Here is a 16,483-nt window from a genome sequence, read left to right as displayed (position 1 = left end):
CATCCGTTTCATGTCATCAAGAACCTCTTTGGCTATCGGAAGGTTCGCTACAAGGGGCTGGCCAAGAACCAGGCGCAGCTGTTCACCCTGTTTGCTCTCGGCAATCTGGTGTTGGCAGGACGATGCCAGGGATGCGTTGACGGGGTCAGTGTGTCTTGAATCCGGCCTGGCAGCCGGATAACCCGGCTGTCGGGTAAAACAGACCACCTGAGGTGGTCAGGTAGGGATCGCTGAAGCGATGATCGGGCCATTTTGGCTCTTCAACTACCCAGAACAGCATTGTTCAGCGGTTCCCTAGAAGCTCACTCTGACAATAAGTCAGTGCTCCTATCGTTTGATTTTCTAGATAACAACGATGGTGGCATCATCGATATTTATCACACTGAGCCGTTGACATTCCAGGTCACAGGTATCGTACTTGGTTGCAGAGCTATATCAGCCGCTGATCCAGCGGTTATGTGGCAGCATCGAGCTGAAAAAATACTGGCGTATTTACCTGACCCAGATCGGTTCAAATATATCAGCCTTTTAGTTTTGATTTTATATATGCCAATTCTCTTTGTCGCTATCGGCCCATTTTTTTTCTCTTCTGTATATAGCAAGATTTTTAAAAAGGTTCCGCCCGAATATTCGCTTTAATAGCGGTTTAATGTTCTAGGGTTGCTACCAACATTCAGATCAAGCGGACGCGGTGTAAATCAGCGGCTGGATTCGTCGGGCAAGTTCAGTGGCCGCGCCGCTTTGCAAAACGTTATATCAGCTGTAAGTGAAGGTCTGCTCATGGCCGAAACCTGCCCTGCCTGCCGAAAAGTGGCAGGCAAGGCATAAGCTAGTTAGTCTTCGGTTCTCACCAACCAACCCTCGACGGTTTCGGCGCCGTTCTCATCTTTCTACGATTTCAGCGTCTTTTGGTTGCCGCCCCGGGTCTCGACGACCTCGCCGGTGTTTGGATGCTTGTAGATCTTCAGCTTGCGCTTGGCGCGACCTGTGTTGCCGCTAGTTTTGCTGATGTTCTGTGTTGGGTCCACTATAAACAGCTTGATGACGTCGGTGGCGGACTCCCCCCTCGCCACGAATATCGATTAAGCCGCTGATTTAATGAGATTTTTCATTGTCTGACAGATTTAAACCCCCACTTTAACCCGCACCTAGTGTTTGGGTTCCCCTGAACCCTTCAGGACTCTGTTCGACAAATCGATCCTGTGACCAGACCCTTGGAGCCTTTTCCTGGTCTCTCTGCGTCGTGCATTCGTTACGCTGCGAGTTACCTTGCGCCTTCCTCCTGCCAGCGGGTCAGGGTGTCTTCCAGGATTCGATGAGCAGCGGGATAGCCCCCCTTGTCGGCAGCAGATCCCTCTCGATCAGCATTTGCATCACCCAGAGCTCAAGTGCCTCCTGGTTGCTTTGCCCGCTACCCGTGCCCAGCACCATCACCAGCGCCTTGCCTGGCTGTACGTTGAGGGCCAGACCGACGGTGCCGGCCGGCTTGCGCATATTGCATCGGGTCGACTGTGTGGTGGTGGCGTCCTGGACGGATGCGCTGGCGTTGAGTTCAGCGGGCGAGAATCTTGATCGGCAGTGTGCATTCTTCGATTGTGAGATAGAGGATCTGGTGGAGTACATTCCGGCTGTAGAGCAACCGAGTGACTCTGAGTAGCTCGAAGATTGACTCAGCTACGACGGTGCCCGAGACCCCATCTATATGCTGTGCCCTCGTGGGCCACGAACAACGCTATTGGCTATCGTCGATCCGCCAGACCTGTTGGAGCCGACTGACGGTGTGCGACCGATTGGTCGTGGTGGGCTTGCAGACGGTGTTCTGGTTGCCGAACAGGACGACCTCGCTGAAGGCCTGGTCACGGGTGGCGGTATGCACCCAGTGCACTGGCACCAGGTACTTTCCTGAAGGGGCCAGCAACCCGGTAAGCCCCAGCACGCAGAGGATATTGAACACATTGCTGCCCATCACGTTACCCACGGCGATATCGCGTTCACCCCGCAGAAAGGCAATGATCGAGGTAACTGCCTCCGGCAGGGAGGTGCCGTCGGCCATATGGTCAGGCCGATCACCTGCACACTGACCCCGAGGTGTCTCCAGAGCCCGGGTTGAATCAGGGCTCGGATCGGGAGCGATCATCGGATGGACTCGTGACTATACTTTGCCTGTTCGTTGCGTGCCGGAGCCTGGCGCCCCAGGCGCGGTTGAGCAATGGGCGCCTCGTCGGGAGGCATCACCCGGGACATCGGAGGCGACATGTCGGATATCCAGGTAGCAGTGCTGTTGGGGGATCCCCATCTTCCCTATGCCTATGCCATCGGTGGCGGCTTCGGTGACGAAGAGTTGGCCGCCGTCGTTCATCTACGCGAAGCTCTCGCGAGGCTCGAGGGGTTCCATTTTACCTTTCTCGACAATCATGGGACCTGGATCGACGACCTGCGCGCCAATCCCCCTGACTTGGCACTGAATCTCTGCGATACGGGCTTTCGCAACGATTGGGAGCTGGAGCGCGATGTGCCGGCGCTACTGGAGATCCTGGGGATTCCCTATACCGGCGCCGACCCCATGAGCATCAGCCTCACCACCGACAAGGCCCTGGTGCGTGCCCTGGCGGCGGGGCAGGGCATTCCCGTCCCCAACGAGACCTACGTGGACCTGAACGCTGCCCCCCTGGTCTTGCCGGCCATCTACCCCTGCCTGATAAAGCCCAACAGCAGCGGTGGCAGCTTCGGCATCACCCGGGACTGCGTGGTGCGGGATGTCATGGAAGCAGAGGCCTACCTGCGCTGGTTAGCGCAGCAACCCGGCATCGTCGATGCGCTGATCCAGGACTTCCTCACCGGTCCGGAGTATACCCTGGGGTTGATCGGCAACGGTGCGAGCGGCTTCACGGTGTTGCCGCCGCTTCAGATCGACTACTCGGCGCTGGATCCCGAGTTGCCGCCCATTCTGACTTACGGCTCCAAGGCCGATCCCGACTCGCCGTACTGGGAGAAGCTCAGTTTCCGCCAGGCCGACATCGATGACGTCACCTGGAGTCAGCTTGTTGATCATTCGGTCAAGCTGTTCCGCCGCCTGGGGCTGCGCGATTATGCGCGCATCGACTTCCGCGAGGGCGAGGATGGCCAGCCGCGCGTGCTCGACGTCAACACCAACCCGACCTGGTACTGGGACGGCAAGCTGGCGATGATGGCCGAGTGGGGGGGGTATCCCTACCATGAGCTACTGCGGCTGATCCTCGAGGCGGCGATGACCCGCTATGGCCTTCGCCGCCCTGACTGAGTCCCCCTCACAGCAACTGGCGCACAACCTCCTCGTCCCAGTCTCGGCGAGCGAAAAGGACATCGTGCTCGTAGGCCTTCAGTACGCCGCGGATCCGGAAGCTCCGTGGGGTGGCGGTCAGGCTGGTGCGGCATTCCAGGCGGGTGGACCAGTCGCCCCGTTTGTGGGTGGTGATCTGCTCGACCGTCACCTCGGCGGTATCGGGGTCATAGTCGTGGATACGGTAGGTCTTGGACAGGGTGTAGCCGACCGTCAGGTCGATGTCTTCGATCCGAGTCAGCGCGGCGTCGCCGAAATCGCCGCCGGTGGTGGCGATCCGGTAGCTCGACATGCCGGAGGTCAGGTCCCGCTCCACCCGGCGCTGGAAGGGGGCCACCTTGAGGGTGGTCATCTCCGGCATGGGGCCCCGTTCCGGGGGCTCGAAGGGCCGCAGGTCGGCGTCTTCGGGGCGCAGCGGTCGTTCCGGCAGTGTCAGCTGGCTGATCCCGGTATGCAGCGTCAGGTTGACGGGTGCCGGTGCCGGCCAGATCACCGGCCAGTAGCTGGTCGAGATCGCCAGCCGGATGGTGTGGCCGGGAGCAAAGGCATAGGCGATGTCGTTGAGCTGCACCTGCACGCGATAGCGCCGGCCCGGTTCCAGGGGGGTGGGGGCCTCGCGGCTGTCGCGCTGGGTGAGGTTGAGCATGCCGTAGCTCACCCTCGCCGAGGCGCCGTCCGGCGCGACATCGTTGAGGCGCACGATGACGTAGGCCACCGGCCGGTCCACCGACAGCTCGAGCGAGACGCAGGGGGCACCGAGGATCTCGAGGCTCCGATCGAGGGGATCCGAGTCGAAGACCAGGGACTTGCCATCGTCCTCTCGCTGGTCGATGGGCGCCTCGCCCTCGGAGCCGAAGCCATACCAGTCACCGGCGCCCAGGCCGGTGGTCTGGGGCGAGGCGATGCGCATGCGGTCCTCGCCATCGGCTTTCTCGCCCAGCGCCAGCACGTTCAGGTGGAGCGTCTTCGGCTGGATTCGTGGCGAGGGCCAGTGCGTCTCCGCCACCCATCGCCCCGGGCGCTCGGCATACATCGGGGCGGGCGGGACGTACTCCTCCATCCAGACCCGCAGCAGGGGCTCGTCCATGATGCCGGTGTCGAGGCCCTTCAGCCAGTGGTCCCACCAGCGCAGGGCCTCCTGGAAGAAGCCGATCGCCGGGCCGGGCAGGGCGGCGTGGGGGAAGGCATGTGACCAGGGGCCGATCAGTCCCTTGCACGGCGCCTTCAGCCCGGCCAGCAGACGGGGAATGGCGTTGACGTAGCCATCGGCCCAGCCCCCCACCGCGTACACCGGGCAGGTCACCGCGTCGAAGTCCTCGCAGACCGAGCCGTGCCGCCAGTAGGCGTCCCGGTGGGGATGGCGCATCCACACCAGGGGATAGAAAGGGGCCTTCTCGATGCGATGTTTCCACTGGGTACGCCATTGTGCCCCGACGATGTCGGGATCCGGCGGGGTCGTAGAGCAGGACAGCAGGACGGATCCCCAGCCGAGGTTCTCGTTGAGCAGGCAGCCGCCCTGGTAGTGGACGTCGTCGGCGTAGCGGTCGTCGGTGGAACACATGGTGATGATGGCCTTGAGCGGGGCCGGCCGCAGGGCCGCCACCTGCAGCGCGTTGAAGCCGCCCCAGGAGATGCCCATCATCCCGACTCGTCCGTTGCACCAGGGCTGGCCGGCCAACCAGTCGATGGCCTCCACGGCGTCGTCGAGTTCCTGCGGGAGGTACTCGTCCAGCATCAGGCCGTCCGAGTCGCCGCTGCCGCGCAGGTCGAGACGCACGCAGGCATAGCCATGCCCGGCGAAATAGCGGTGCAACGGCTCATCACGCAGGCGGGTGAAGTCGCGCTTGCGGTAGGGCATGTACTCCAGGATGGCCGGCACCGGTTCGGATTCCGCATCGGTGGGACGCCAGATCCGGGCCGCCAGTCGCGTCCCGTCTTCCATCGGGATCCAGACGTTCTCGATGACGCGAACCTCACGGGGAAAATCCTCGACGATCTTCATGACGCTACCCTCCGGGCAGCACCGGCGGCGGCGGTGCTTGCTAAAGCATATCCTGATTACTCATGTTGATCAGCCATCATCCCGTCAGTCTCTCCTATACTGATGTTATGTCCAGTAGAGGAGGTGACGTCATGGCACGCAATCCTATCCAGTTCCAGACCGGCTTGTCGTTGCCGGCGTTTCTCGAGCAGTACGGCACGGAAGCGCAATGCCAAGCAGCCCTCTTCCAGCATCGCTGGCCCAAGGGGTTCGTGTGCCCCGACTGTGGCAACACCACGGGCTGCCGGCTGTCGCGGGGGCTCTACCAGTGCCATCGCTGCCATCATCAGACCTCGCTGACCGCCGGTACCATCTTCCATGCCACGCATCTGCCGTTAACCACCTGGTTTCTGGCCATCTATCTGCTGACCCAGCGCAAGAGCGGCATCTCAGCGCTGCAGCTATCCCGGGAGCTCGGCGTCAGCTACAACACCGCCTGGAAGCTCAAGCACAAGCTGCTGCAGGTTATGCACGAGCGCAACCAGGGAGAGCGACTCTCCGGTCGAATCGAACTGGATGACGCCTACCTGGGCGGTGAGCGGCCGGGAAAGCGCGGGCGCGGCGCTGAACACAAGTTCCCGTTCGTGGCGGCCGTACAAACCGATGAGGAAGGCCACCCCCTGCGTGTTCAGCTTCGCCCCGTGAGCAGCTTCACGCTCACCGAGATCCGTCGCTACGCCCACCAGGCCATTGCCCCCGGGAGCCATGTCATCAGCGACGGCCTCGGGTGTTTCCGAGCCTTCGACACCCCCCTCTACGTCCATGACTGCCACATCACCAATGGGATGGAGTCCTCCCCACCCTACCCCGGCGCCGATGCGCCACACTGAGAGGGTGAGGCCACCGGCTGAGGAGAGCATCCCATGAGCATTTCACGCGTTGGTGTCGATATTGCCAAATCCGTCTTTCACGTTCATGGCGTCGATCGTCATGACCAGATCGAATGGCGCGGCAAGTACTCACGGAGCAAGTGGCTGGACGCCATCGTCAAGCGCGTCCCCACCGGGGCCGAGATCGGCATGGAGGCGTGTGCCTCCGCCCACCACTGGGCCCGTGCGCTGCAGGCGCGCGGCTATCACGTCAAGCTGATCGCCGCCCAGTTCGTCAAGCCCTACGTCAAGAGCAACAAGAACGATCGTTTGGATGCCGAGGCGATCTGCGAGGCCATGGGCCGCCCCCACATGCGCTTCGTGGCCGTCAAGTCGGTCGCGCAGCAGGATGTCCAGGCGGCGCATCGCATCCGCAGTGAGCTGGTTCAGCAACGTACCGCCAAGGCCAACCAGATCCGTGGCCTGATCGGCGAGTACGGGCTGGTGGCGCCCACCGGCATTGGCCAGCTGCGTGCCGCCTTGCCACGCTGGCTGGAGGATGCCGAGAATGGGCTGACCGATGATTTCCGCGTGCTGCTGGCCGGTCTCGCCGAGGACCTTCGCCACCTGGATGACCGCATCACCCTGGTGACAGAACGCATCGAGCGCCACGCCCAGACCGACCCGGTCGCCAAGCGCCTGATGACCCTACGGGGTGTCGGCACGTTGACCGCCAGCGCCCTGGCCGGTGCGCTGGGGGATGCCCAGGCCTTCAAGTGCGGCCGTGATTTTGCCGCCTCGCTGGGGCTGACACCGCGGCAGCACAGCACGGGAGGACGTGACCGCCTGCTGGGCATCAGCAAGCGCGGCGACAGCTACCTACGGACCCTGCTGACCCATGGCGCGCGCGCCGTGCTGCGCTACAGCGAGGGCAAGGAGGACAGCCTGAGCCACTGGGTGCGGCGGCTGGCCGAACGCAAGCATGCCAATGTCGCGGTCATCGCCCTGGCCAACAAGACGGCGCGCATCGCCTGGGCGATCACGCGCCACGACAGTACCTATGACCCCGCCTTGGCGGCGCAGGCGGCGTAACATCCACCTACTGTATTACCGAGTTTTCAACAAGATAACCCACCATCACGATTGTTGAGCATGCTGCAGATGGCGTACAGGTCGAACCGACGTCAGCAAACCCCTACACCCCTGGGAGCTGATAGCTCGCATCACCGATTGGGAGCTGGCGTGCGGATAGCCCATCAGGGTCCAATGCCATTGGCGTTATTAGAGAGACCGGATATACGTGTGCAGTCGTACCTACCGCCGATCGTGCCTCATGCTTGCAAACGGGGAGGACTCCATATACGGGGGTGGGCGTGCCAGTGTGGAGAACCTCGAGTTCAACTGGGTCAACACCCTGCTGGGTAACGTCAAGAACGCGATCACCGGCACTTACCATGCCATCCGCGGGCAGCATGCCCCACGCTACCTGGCCGAGTTCGAGTACCGATTCAATCGACGCTATGACCTCAAGGCCATGATCCCGCGCTTTCTCACGGTGGCGGCGAGAACACCGCCAATGCCGTACCGGTTCCTGAAGATGGCTGACTGTTATGCGTAATCAGGAAGCATATACGACGGCAAGAACCCCGGCGTCCAGTGCACGTTGCACAGCCGAAGGGGAAGCGACTCCCCATGCTCGACTTCTGACCTGTTCCGGGAGGGCGAAAGTCCGCAGGGCCGCTACTGTATAAGCTGACGCATGTCGGTGTTGGTCCATGCCGGCGCCCGTTCGTGGCGCTGGATGTAGCAGGAGGAGCGGGGATGGTGGATGCACAGCAGGACGACGTGACGGTCATCGAGAATGCCTGGATCCCCATGCCGGATGGCGCCCGGCTGGCGGCCAAGCTCTGGTTGCCGGCGGGTGCCGAGTCGGTCGGCGTGCCCGCGGTCCTCGAGTACATTCCCTACCGCAAGCGGGACTTCCGGGCGACCCGGGACAACCAGATCCACGGCCACTTCGCCCGGTACGGCTATGCCGCGGTCCGGGTGGACCTGCGCGGCAGCGGCGACTCCGATGGCGTGCTCCATGACGAATACCTGTCCCAGGAACTGGAGGACGGCGTCGAAGTGATCCGCTGGATCGCCGCCCAGCCCTGGTGCAACGGACGAGTCGGGATGATCGGCATCTCCTGGGGCGGCTTCAATGGCCTGCAGATCGCCGCCCTGCAACCCCCCGAACTGCAGGCCGTGATCACTGTCTGCTCCTCGGACGATCGCTACACCGATGACGTCCATTACATGGGCGGCTGCCTGCTCACCGACAACCTCTCCTGGGCCTCGGTGATGCTCTCCTACAACGCCTGCCCCCCGGACCCGACCATCGTCGGTGAGCGCTGGCGCGCGCTGTGGCAGCGGCGGCTCGAGCACAGCGGACTCTGGTTGAAGACCTGGCTGGACCACCAGCGACGGGATGCCTACTGGCGCCACGCTTCGGTCTGCGAGGACTTCGCGGCGATCCGCTGTCCGGTGTTCGCGGTCAGCGGCTGGGCCGATGGCTACTGCAACACGGTGTTCCGGCTGATCCACCACCTGAAGGTGCCACGCAAGGGGCTGGTCGGGCCCTGGAACCACAAGTATCCCCACTTGGGGGGACCGGGACCCTCCATCGACTTCCTCGGCGAGTGCCTGCGCTGGTGGGATCGCTGGCTCAAGGATCACGACAACGGCGTGGATCGAGAGCCCCTGCTGCGCGCCTGGATGCAGGACAGTGTCTCGCCGATCAGTGACGACCGCCCCGGGCGCTGGGTCGCCGAGACCCAGTGGCCCAGCCGCCGCCTGCGGCCACGCGTCTATGCGTTGTCCCGGGAAGGCCTGGTCGCCGGGGAGCCCGCGGAGGGCCCTCCCTTGTCGATCCGCAGCCCGCTGAGCGTGGGGCTCTTCGCCGGGAAGTGGTGCAGCTATGCGGAGAGCACCGACCTTCCGACCGACCAGCGGCTGGAGGATGGCGGCTCGCTGTGCTTCGATACGCCGCCGCTGGCCCGGGATGTCGAGATCCTCGGCGAGCCCTTCGTCGAGCTCGAGCTGTCGGCGGACCAACCCCAGTCGATGGTCGCCGTGCGGCTCTCGGACATCGGCCCCGACGGCACCGTCACCCTGGTGAGCTACGGGCTCTGCAACCTCAGTCATCGCCATGGCCACGACCGACCCGAGCCGCTGACGCCTGGCGAGACCTACCGGGTCAAGATCCGCCTCAATCACGTCGCCCAGTGCTTCCCCACGGGCAACCGCATTCGGGTGGCGATCTCCTCATCGTACTGGCCGCTGGCCTGGCCGTCGCCGTGTCCGGCGACGTTGACGCTCCATCCTCGGGGCTGTCGCTTGACCCTGCCGGAGCGTCCCCGACGGGCCGCAGACAGGTCACTGCCCGATCTCGGCGAGCCCCGCATGGCGGCCGGCCCGGCCATCACCCTGTTGGTGCCGGCCCACCGGGAGTGGACGGTGCTTTTCAACCTGGCCACCAACGAGGCCACGCTCGGGATCATCGACAACGATGGCAGCTGGCGCCTCGACGACCTGGGCCTGACGCTCGGCTATGACGTCACCGAGCGTTACGCCCAGGCCAACGACGACTACGCCACGGTGAGCGGCGAGGTCATCAATCGGCGCAGGTTCGAGCGCGGCGATTGGCGGGTGGAGATCGTCACCCGCACGGTGATGACCAGCACGGCGAGCCACTTTCATCTCAACGCCACCCTGGATGCCTACGAAGGCGACGAGCAGGTCTTCTCCCGGACCTGGAACGAGGAGATCCCCCGTGACCATCTGTGAGCCTTGTCGGTCGAAGCGTCCATGACCGGGCGCGGAAACCCAGACCGTTTCTTCGTCGTGGGGTGAGGAGTTCATTTCTCGGGCGGGGCAAGGGTCTTTCAGCTACTCGGTGTAGGTAAAGAACATGACGCGGAGACGCTACTCAGCGACCGTCCCCTCCTGGCATTCAAAAGCAGCGACCGGCAGGGATGCTGGCCGCTAGCGATAGTGGGGCGCCATCCACCTCGACTCTCCGCTGGCGACCCTAAGCCGACTGAATTAGGCTGGACCCATTACCCAAGGAAACGGCTCGGTAACAGGGCTGGCCCAAGGAGCAGGGAGCGCGACATGGCAGAGAGGCTTACCGACGCCTCATGGGTAAACAGGCTGTTCGTCTGGAGTTGGGGTTATGCCATGCCTCGACGGATGGCCGGTGTTCTATGGCCGCTTTCGACCAAGGCTGTGTGAAAACGTTTGGAACATTCGGAGGCGGTCAAAAATTTATCAAAAATGACGCTCTCTAGCGCATTCTGAGGCAGTTGCAAGGCAAATATCTTCTCCAGATTTCGCGTACAAGCCCCATCGTCAGGAGAGCCGAGGCTTTTTCACACAGCCTGGACCCAAAGCGGTAATTCTTAGAAATGCAACAGGAGCGCAAATTTTGGCTATATGAACTAATGAAAATTAATACCCCTAAAGCTTATAGGCTTGGGAGAATCTAGCAGGCTGCATTTGCCGGAGAGAAGTGCCAGCACGTTCATTCAATCATGGAGCGCGCCGTCTAATTAGTAGCGAATAAATGGTCGTCACTTCCTTGAAGGTCAAGCCAATGAAGCTCACAGATACACCCCCTTTCCTGCAGATAGTCATTGAGAAATCAGACTTTTCGGTAGTCATTACTACTGGCGAGCTAGAATCACCAGGGCCGGTGTTCGTGTATGTCAATGATGCTTTTACTCGCATGACGGGCTATACCCGGAGGGAAATTCTAGGATCCACGCCCCGCATTCTGCAGGGCCCTGACACGAATCGCGCGGTCTTGAACCGGCTCAAGGAAAACTTGCTTGCTGGCGATTCCTTTGAGGGCCGCGCCTGGAATTACCGGAAGGATGGAACACCGTATCTGGTGGAGTGGACCATTACGCGTTTGCGTCATGATGGTGAAGGCCATGATTATTTCTTTTCCGTGCAGCAAGAGATAACGGACTCAGATCCGAGCCAGTACCGGCTGGAAGGCCAAACCCGGCGATTGAGTGCACTCCTGAATGCCACTGGCTCCAACCACGATCCGGTCACGGGCGCCTTGAATCATCAGCGCATGCTGCTGCGGCTGCAGCGCCTCATTGACGAGACGGCCGCGTCTCAATCGGTAACCGGACTAGTGTCGTTGCAGTTCAGGCGCCTGGATCGAATTGATCAGGCCTTCGGTGTTGAAGTCGTCAACCAGCTCTTGAGTGATATTGCTAAACGCCTCAGTCACCGACTTGAGTTGAGTGAATCGCTTGCCCGTTCCCACGAGCACACTTTTGCGGTGATTGTCTCCTCGGATGCGGATGCGGATGCGGATGCGGATGCGGATGCGGATGCAGATGCAGATGCGGATGGGGCAAGCGACTCGGATCATCATTTAATGACGCGAGCACGCTCTTTCGTCGCTGCTGTCACAGAAGAAGATTTCGAAGTAGCCGGTGAAATCGTCCGAGTCGAGGTCAGTGCCGGGATCGCCCGTGCACCGACCGATGGTCGCCACGCCCGTGAGCTTGCGCTTCTTGCCGAAGAGCTTGCTGACGGTGCCGGCAATACGGACGCGGACCCTATCCGCTGGGCAGATCACAGCATCAAGGAGGCAAAGCGCCGGAAGATCATGCTTGAGGGTGATCTGCAACGCGCTGTCTCCGAAAGGACGTTAGTGCTCTTTTATCAACCCGTTATTGACCTGAAAAGCGGAGAAATGGTAGGGGCTGAGGCGTTGTTGCGCTGGCCTTTGCCTGACGGTCAGGCCCCTATCGGGCCGGATCAATTCATTCCCTTGGCCGATGAGCTGGGGCTTATGGATGAGCTTGGCGGGCAGGTTTTCGAGGAAGCCTGCTTACAGTTGCGACGCTGGCAGGAACTACCGGGTAACGAGACATTTTGGGTTTCGGTCAATGTCGCCCCTACTCAGCTTCTCAATCCAGACCTTGCCGACCGATTTATCGCGATCACGCAAGCGATCGGCGTGGCCCCGGCTTGCGTAAAGCTCGAAATTACAGAGAATGCGCTGGAAGTCGACCTCTTCGAGGTCAGCCAAATCATAGACGAGCTTGTGGCCGCTGGCTTCTCTCTGGCTCTGGACGACTTCGGTACTGGCTATTCGTCGCTAGGGCGGCTGATCGATATGCCGTTCAACCTCATTAAGGTCGATAAAGTCTTTCTCTGGCAGACACCCGACGGGCGCGGCGCAGGTGTTGTAGCAAGCCTGTCGCAATTGAGCCATCACCTCAAGATTGATGCTCTTGGCGAGGGTGTTGAGACTGCCACCCAGGAGGCCTATTTGCGCACTTTCAACTACCGCTATGCCCAAGGTTTTTATTACGCCAAGCCGATGTCGACGTCTGACTTTATGGCCTGGGCCGGATGGCTGAAAGATTAAACATGTGTCGGGGAAGCCACAGCCTGATCATTCGGGTGTGGCTGAGTAAGAAACAGCTGAAATTCCGGTAAATGTCTAATAATCAAGCCATGCACCGGATACCAAAGCCTCCGCTTCTCTCCGGCTTCGTCACCGGTGATGGCGGCATTATATCAGCATTATCTCAATGTCTGCTTCTGGCCGATAGCTGCTATCGGTTCTTCTTGGGACGGCAGCTATTTCTTGTATTTTTCAATCCCCTCAACTGTGTCACTTCTATGGTCACAGATTCACCCGGTCCGGCGGCTGTCACCGACATCATCCGCGAGCCAGGCTTTTATCAGGGATTGATAGGGCATGTCGTGCTTGTTGGCCTCGATCTTGATACGGTCGAGCAGGGCTTCAGGTAGACGAAGCGCGATGGTTTTCGTCGATGGTTTCAGTTTCGGAAAAGAGGCGAGTTGTGCCCGGTTCCACTTCACGTAGTCGGATGAGTCGTGTGTTTCCCGGAACTCCCGTTCTTCGGCTTCGCTCTTGAATTCAGGCGTCTTTCTTTGCTTCCTCATAAATGGCCCTCTCCTTACGGAGCATGGCGGGAGCGGAAATCGCACGTATCAGGTACCGTCCTGTCTCAACGTGAACGTGATATACAACTGCCTCGCATCATCCGTTTCACCAAGGGCATGGAAACGGGCTTCGGCCTGGCTATGCCTGGCGTCTTCCAGAATCAGAAGCGGCTCATTGAAGAAGATCGATTCCGCTTCGGGCTGGCTGACATCGTACTTCTCCTTGCTCTTGCGGGAGTTGCACTCGTCCCAGTCAAAGCCAGTTACTCGTGCCCAGTTGACCATAAATGTATATTTTCATGATATACGCGGTTGTCAATACCTGCTCACCGACGGGTGATGTCGGTGTAGACCCGTTCCCGGCTGAGGGTCGGGTTGGTGATCACCAGCACGATGATCAGCAGGTCTCACGCCAGGTGTAAGCGCTCCAGAACGGGACTGAAGGATTTCGCGCGGGTCATAGGCATGGCGCCTCCTTGAGCTCTGTGCCGGAAGGTCTCTTTTCAGCCTAGAACCTTGGTGCCTTGGACATACCATGAACAAGCTCAGCTCGATCCTGTCGTAACGGATCAAGCAGTGGGCTCAGCCCATTGTGGTCGATCTCATGCATCAGGTGCAGGAGCTGGCCGATCTCGCCGGGCGGAAAGCCCTCGCGAGCGAACCAGTTGAGATAGGGGCCGGGCAGGTCGGCGATCAGCCTGCCAGCGTACTTGCCGTAGGGCATCTTCAGGCTGACAAGCTTTTCCAGATCCTCGGGGTTCACGCATCATGCTCCTGGTCAGGCACCGCTATCGTTTCCGACCGACGATGACACCTTGCTCTGGGAGAGGCAAGGAAGTTGATGCCGCATAAACCAGGGCGATATCGCGATCGGTCGGCTCGCCGCCGCCTCCTGGGCTTCTCCCACTCTTGGTTGACCCATCAGCCGTATAGTCTTTTGTTTCGGCCCGACACATTATTCAGGTAGTGCCACCGAATACGATCACCCCGACGCCGATCTGGATCCAGCAGCAACCCGACTGCGCGCATTCATGACAAAAGCTTCACGGCGTATAGGACGAGCTACACTTGATATTGCTGATGTTAAGTCAGCTAAAGCGCAAATGGTGTCTGGCATAATCCGAAAAAACGTGCAGTAGGGTTCTTCCAGTCACGAGATGGGCGGTCTAATCACCGTTCTGTACTGATTCTACTAATCAGAGGATCGCATGGAGACGCTTAATTTCGTCGAATTGCTTAGCTACGGTGCGATCGGTCTAGGCTGTATTCTTGCCATATTGGCATATCTTCTCCTCCGCGAGGAGCAGAGGCAGTCCAAGCCAAGAAAGCCGATCCTGAATTCCATTTACGTATTTATGGGCTTTTCCCTGGCACTGAGCGTTTTCGGTTTTGGCACTGAAGTTTGGAAAGATTCTAATAAGGTCATGGAGCTTCAGGGGGAAATCAGTATGCGTGAAGAGACTATTGAGAGTCTCAGGGATGAAGCTAAAGAGTTAACCCGGAAGCTAGCTGAAGTCGAACAGAATTTGTCATCATTTCGAGTTGTATTATATGCCCTAATGGAGCAGAAGGAGGGGAAGGTTGCACGCTTGAAAGAATTGCAGCCAGACAGTCGCAGCTATAGTGATCTCGTGTCTGAAATTCAAACAGATTTGGCTCGGATTGATGACGGAATTCGAGACGCGATTAAAGAATGATCATTCCTTTTTCCTGACATTATCGCCGAGCCTGAAATGCATGCGAGAATTGCCAGATGTGATGGATAAATGGACAAAGATCTGACCTTTCTGATGGGAGCGCGGGAAGTCTGTGCCCATTGACTTATCGCCAAGGCTAGTCTAGTGGAGGCGCTACCCCATGAAAAGAGCGGATGAAATTGCTGATGAGGAAGCTATAGACGCAGTCATCAAGTGGCAGTTCACCAGCCTGAGCTGGACGCCAGTGGGTAACGTATTGCTTAACCCGGAACGGGAGCTTCAAATCACCACGGCCCCCCATTGTTCCCGGACCGTGGCAAGTTGGTGGTCGATTATCTCCCTGGCTTGCGCCAGGCTCAGGCCGAGTCGCTCCGCGGCCGATACCGTGTTGAATGGCCTGCTTCAGAGAGGGACGTCTGGCTGGGCAGCCAAATCCAGACATAGGCGCTTTGGCTAGAAGTCATCGTAATTGGGCTCTTGCTGCTGACGGCTGGCGCGCTTGGGCAGCAACGTTAACCGTTCCGATTGGATATCATGCTCGCGACGCAGGGTGCCGGGGTCATCGGTGAAAAGCGAAACGCCCATCAGCGCCGCCCCTCCTCGATCAACCCGGCGAACAGGCGCAGCGAGAGGGATGCTTGGGGGTTGAGGGTGACGTGTCTGGTTTTCATGCCGACAGCATGGTGTCGTTTGATGGCGTTAGCGATATTAATGTCACTACCGTCAGCTGAACGTCAAGCGCTGCCGTTTCCGCAACGATGTCGCCCTGGTTCCGTCAGCGGTCAGCGCTTCAACCGGCCTTCAGCGAGTGCCTCGCCGAGGCGGTCGACGGCGGCGGCCAGTTTTTCGTCGATGACATGAAGGTACTCGGTCCAGTCGTCGATGTGGTGCAGTTCCGACTTGCCATCCGAAATGCCGCGCAGGACGACAAGCGGCACGTCGAAGCACATGCAGGCGCGCAGGCAGGCGTAGCTTTCCATGTCCACCATGTTGGCGGCGATGGCGTCATAGGCTGATCCAGAGACGATATTGGCGCCGGTCGACAGCGAGGCCTCAGGAATGCCGGGAATGCGCAAAGGCAGCGGGACGGTAGCCGGCAGGTCGAGAAAGGGCGTGGTGCCCTTTTCGCAGCCCAAGGGGGTGGCATCCATGTCGCGGTAGGCGACGGCAGTCGCCTGATAGATCTCGGTCTGCTCGAGCACCCGGCTACCGGCCGATCCCAGCGACACCACCAGGTCGGGCAGGCGCTCGCGTTCGGCGAGGGTGGCAAGGGCGGTGGTGAGTTCGACGGCCGCCTCGACGGGCCCGACGCCGGAAATCAAGGGGGCGAAGCGCTTCTTGAGATGCGGGCCATATTCGACATCGGCGGCCATCACGAAGAGGGCGCTGCGGCCTCCTAGTGCTGTCAGCTTGGCCTCACCAAGCCCATCTGCCCAATAGTCGGAAGTCGTGGAGGTGTTCATCGACGCTGATTGCCTTGCCATGGGTTCGGCGCTCCAGTGTACTGCCTCGATGCGCTATCCGCTGCTGGCCAAATGAAAGGCCGTTCATGCCGCGCTCCAATTCGGGCCTATCTCGCATGACCTTGCCAAAGATCAATATTGCCAGGGATGAAAAAGCAGATAAGTGAGTC

14 protein-coding genes and 3 pseudogenes are annotated in these 16,483 nt (G+C 60.1%); 8 read left to right on the top strand and 9 right to left on the bottom strand.

From position 1 onward, the window contains the following. A pseudogene (locus tag BMY30_RS17735) lies at nucleotides 1-159 on the top strand (IS5/IS1182 family transposase); the annotation flags it as partial. A gap of 731 nt (nucleotides 160-890) precedes the next feature. Here BMY30_RS17735 and BMY30_RS18250 read toward each other — a convergent pair. The 3 genes from BMY30_RS18250 to BMY30_RS16910 all read right to left on the bottom strand — a co-directional run bounded on the left by BMY30_RS18250 (nucleotide 891) and on the right by BMY30_RS16910 (nucleotide 2,053). Next, nucleotides 891-1,028 (bottom strand): hypothetical protein, encoded by a 138-nt coding sequence (locus tag BMY30_RS18250; RefSeq protein WP_425283473.1) that lies wholly within the window; start codon nucleotides 1,026-1,028, stop codon nucleotides 891-893. 265 nt (nucleotides 1,029-1,293) lie between these two features. After that, a complete protein-coding gene (locus tag BMY30_RS16915; RefSeq protein WP_089715865.1) occupies nucleotides 1,294-1,494 on the bottom strand; it encodes a hypothetical protein in 201 nt (66 codons plus the stop codon). Between the two features lie 238 nt (nucleotides 1,495-1,732). Continuing rightward, entirely contained in the window at nucleotides 1,733-2,053 is a 321-nt protein-coding gene (locus BMY30_RS16910; RefSeq protein WP_211607390.1) for a sodium:calcium antiporter, read from the bottom strand. 201 nt (nucleotides 2,054-2,254) lie between these two features. Here BMY30_RS16910 and BMY30_RS16905 point away from each other — a divergent pair, with 201 nt between their 5' ends. Further along, a complete protein-coding gene (locus tag BMY30_RS16905; RefSeq protein ID WP_089715867.1) occupies nucleotides 2,255-3,280 on the top strand; it encodes a D-alanine--D-alanine ligase family protein in 1,026 nt (341 codons plus the stop codon). A gap of 7 nt (nucleotides 3,281-3,287) precedes the next feature. Here the strand turns inward: BMY30_RS16905 and BMY30_RS16900 are convergent, their stop codons facing one another. After that, the gene (locus BMY30_RS16900) at nucleotides 3,288-5,321 is read right to left on the bottom strand and encodes a CocE/NonD family hydrolase (RefSeq protein WP_089715864.1); all 2,034 of its coding nucleotides are present in this window, start codon (nucleotides 5,319-5,321) and stop codon (nucleotides 3,288-3,290) included. A 131-nt stretch (nucleotides 5,322-5,452) separates the two neighbouring features. Here BMY30_RS16900 and BMY30_RS16895 point away from each other — a divergent pair. From BMY30_RS16895 to BMY30_RS16875, 5 genes and pseudogenes are all read left to right on the top strand, one after another. Next, nucleotides 5,453-6,169, top strand: a pseudogene (locus tag BMY30_RS16895) (IS1595 family transposase); the annotation flags it as partial. 54 nt (nucleotides 6,170-6,223) lie between these two features. Next, a complete protein-coding gene (locus tag BMY30_RS16890; RefSeq protein WP_089715863.1) occupies nucleotides 6,224-7,261 on the top strand; it encodes an IS110 family RNA-guided transposase in 1,038 nt (345 codons plus the stop codon). A gap of 265 nt (nucleotides 7,262-7,526) precedes the next feature. After that, nucleotides 7,527-7,787: pseudogene (locus BMY30_RS16885) on the top strand (transposase); the annotation flags it as partial. Nucleotides 7,788-7,990: 203 nt separating this feature from the next. Then, nucleotides 7,991-9,997 (top strand): CocE/NonD family hydrolase, encoded by a 2,007-nt coding sequence (locus BMY30_RS16880; RefSeq protein WP_089715862.1) that lies wholly within the window; start codon nucleotides 7,991-7,993, stop codon nucleotides 9,995-9,997. 778 nt (nucleotides 9,998-10,775) lie between these two features. After that, nucleotides 10,776-12,608, top strand: coding sequence for a putative bifunctional diguanylate cyclase/phosphodiesterase (locus tag BMY30_RS16875; RefSeq protein WP_211607388.1), 1,833 nt, complete (start codon nucleotides 10,776-10,778; stop codon nucleotides 12,606-12,608). A 269-nt stretch (nucleotides 12,609-12,877) separates the two neighbouring features. On the opposite strand, the gene BMY30_RS16870 is transcribed toward BMY30_RS16875, so the two are convergent. From BMY30_RS16870 to BMY30_RS16860, 3 genes are all read right to left on the bottom strand, one after another. Continuing rightward, nucleotides 12,878-13,153 (bottom strand): BrnA antitoxin family protein, encoded by a 276-nt coding sequence (locus BMY30_RS16870; RefSeq protein ID WP_089715861.1) that lies wholly within the window; start codon nucleotides 13,151-13,153, stop codon nucleotides 12,878-12,880. 48 nt (nucleotides 13,154-13,201) lie between these two features. Continuing rightward, on the bottom strand, nucleotides 13,202-13,438 hold the full coding sequence (locus BMY30_RS16865; RefSeq protein WP_211607386.1) for a BrnT family toxin: 237 nt from the start codon (nucleotides 13,436-13,438) through the stop codon (nucleotides 13,202-13,204). A gap of 223 nt (nucleotides 13,439-13,661) precedes the next feature. Next, complete coding sequence (locus BMY30_RS16860) at nucleotides 13,662-13,916, bottom strand: DUF3820 family protein (protein ID WP_089715860.1); 255 nt, start codon at nucleotides 13,914-13,916, stop codon at nucleotides 13,662-13,664. Between the two features lie 445 nt (nucleotides 13,917-14,361). Between BMY30_RS16860 and BMY30_RS16855 the strand changes: the two genes are divergently transcribed. Then, nucleotides 14,362-14,850 (top strand): hypothetical protein, encoded by a 489-nt coding sequence (locus BMY30_RS16855; RefSeq protein ID WP_089715859.1) that lies wholly within the window; start codon nucleotides 14,362-14,364, stop codon nucleotides 14,848-14,850. 453 nt (nucleotides 14,851-15,303) lie between these two features. Here BMY30_RS16855 and BMY30_RS18350 read toward each other — a convergent pair whose 3' ends face one another. Continuing rightward, on the bottom strand, nucleotides 15,304-15,435 hold the full coding sequence (locus tag BMY30_RS18350) for a hypothetical protein (RefSeq protein WP_280140914.1): 132 nt from the start codon (nucleotides 15,433-15,435) through the stop codon (nucleotides 15,304-15,306). Nucleotides 15,436-15,632: 197 nt separating this feature from the next. Continuing rightward, complete coding sequence (locus tag BMY30_RS16845; RefSeq protein ID WP_244516260.1) at nucleotides 15,633-16,334, bottom strand: 5'-methylthioadenosine/S-adenosylhomocysteine nucleosidase; 702 nt, start codon at nucleotides 16,332-16,334, stop codon at nucleotides 15,633-15,635. Nucleotides 16,335-16,483: the final 149 nt, after the last annotated feature.

The sequence above is a fragment of the Halomonas daqiaonensis genome (assembly GCF_900109725.1).
Lineage (GTDB): Bacteria > Pseudomonadota > Gammaproteobacteria > Pseudomonadales > Halomonadaceae > Halomonas > Halomonas daqiaonensis.
This window is presented reverse-complemented; position numbering and strand designations above follow the sequence as displayed.

What these genes read in the sequence shown, in the direction of transcription:
- BMY30_RS16915 (WP_089715865.1), bottom strand. Translation starts at nt 1,494, where the DNA reads ATGCGCAAGCCGGCCGGCACCGTCGGTCTGGCCCTCAACGTACAGCCA.
- BMY30_RS16910 (WP_211607390.1), bottom strand. Translation starts at nt 2,053, where the DNA reads ATGGCCGACGGCACCTCCCTGCCGGAGGCAGTTACCTCGATCATTGCC.
- BMY30_RS16905 (WP_089715867.1), top strand. Translation starts at nt 2,255, where the DNA reads ATGTCGGATATCCAGGTAGCAGTGCTGTTGGGGGATCCCCATCTTCCC.
- BMY30_RS16900 (WP_089715864.1), bottom strand. Translation starts at nt 5,321, where the DNA reads ATGAAGATCGTCGAGGATTTTCCCCGTGAGGTTCGCGTCATCGAGAAC.
- BMY30_RS16890 (WP_089715863.1), top strand. Translation starts at nt 6,224, where the DNA reads ATGAGCATTTCACGCGTTGGTGTCGATATTGCCAAATCCGTCTTTCAC.
- BMY30_RS16880 (WP_089715862.1), top strand. Translation starts at nt 7,991, where the DNA reads ATGGTGGATGCACAGCAGGACGACGTGACGGTCATCGAGAATGCCTGG.
- BMY30_RS16875 (WP_211607388.1), top strand. Translation starts at nt 10,776, where the DNA reads ATGGTCGTCACTTCCTTGAAGGTCAAGCCAATGAAGCTCACAGATACA.
- BMY30_RS16870 (WP_089715861.1), bottom strand. Translation starts at nt 13,153, where the DNA reads ATGAGGAAGCAAAGAAAGACGCCTGAATTCAAGAGCGAAGCCGAAGAA.
- BMY30_RS16865 (WP_211607386.1), bottom strand. Translation starts at nt 13,438, where the DNA reads ATGGTCAACTGGGCACGAGTAACTGGCTTTGACTGGGACGAGTGCAAC.
- BMY30_RS16855 (WP_089715859.1), top strand. Translation starts at nt 14,362, where the DNA reads ATGGAGACGCTTAATTTCGTCGAATTGCTTAGCTACGGTGCGATCGGT.
- BMY30_RS18350 (WP_280140914.1), bottom strand. Translation starts at nt 15,435, where the DNA reads ATGGGCGTTTCGCTTTTCACCGATGACCCCGGCACCCTGCGTCGCGAG.
- BMY30_RS16845 (WP_244516260.1), bottom strand. Translation starts at nt 16,334, where the DNA reads ATGGCAAGGCAATCAGCGTCGATGAACACCTCCACGACTTCCGACTAT.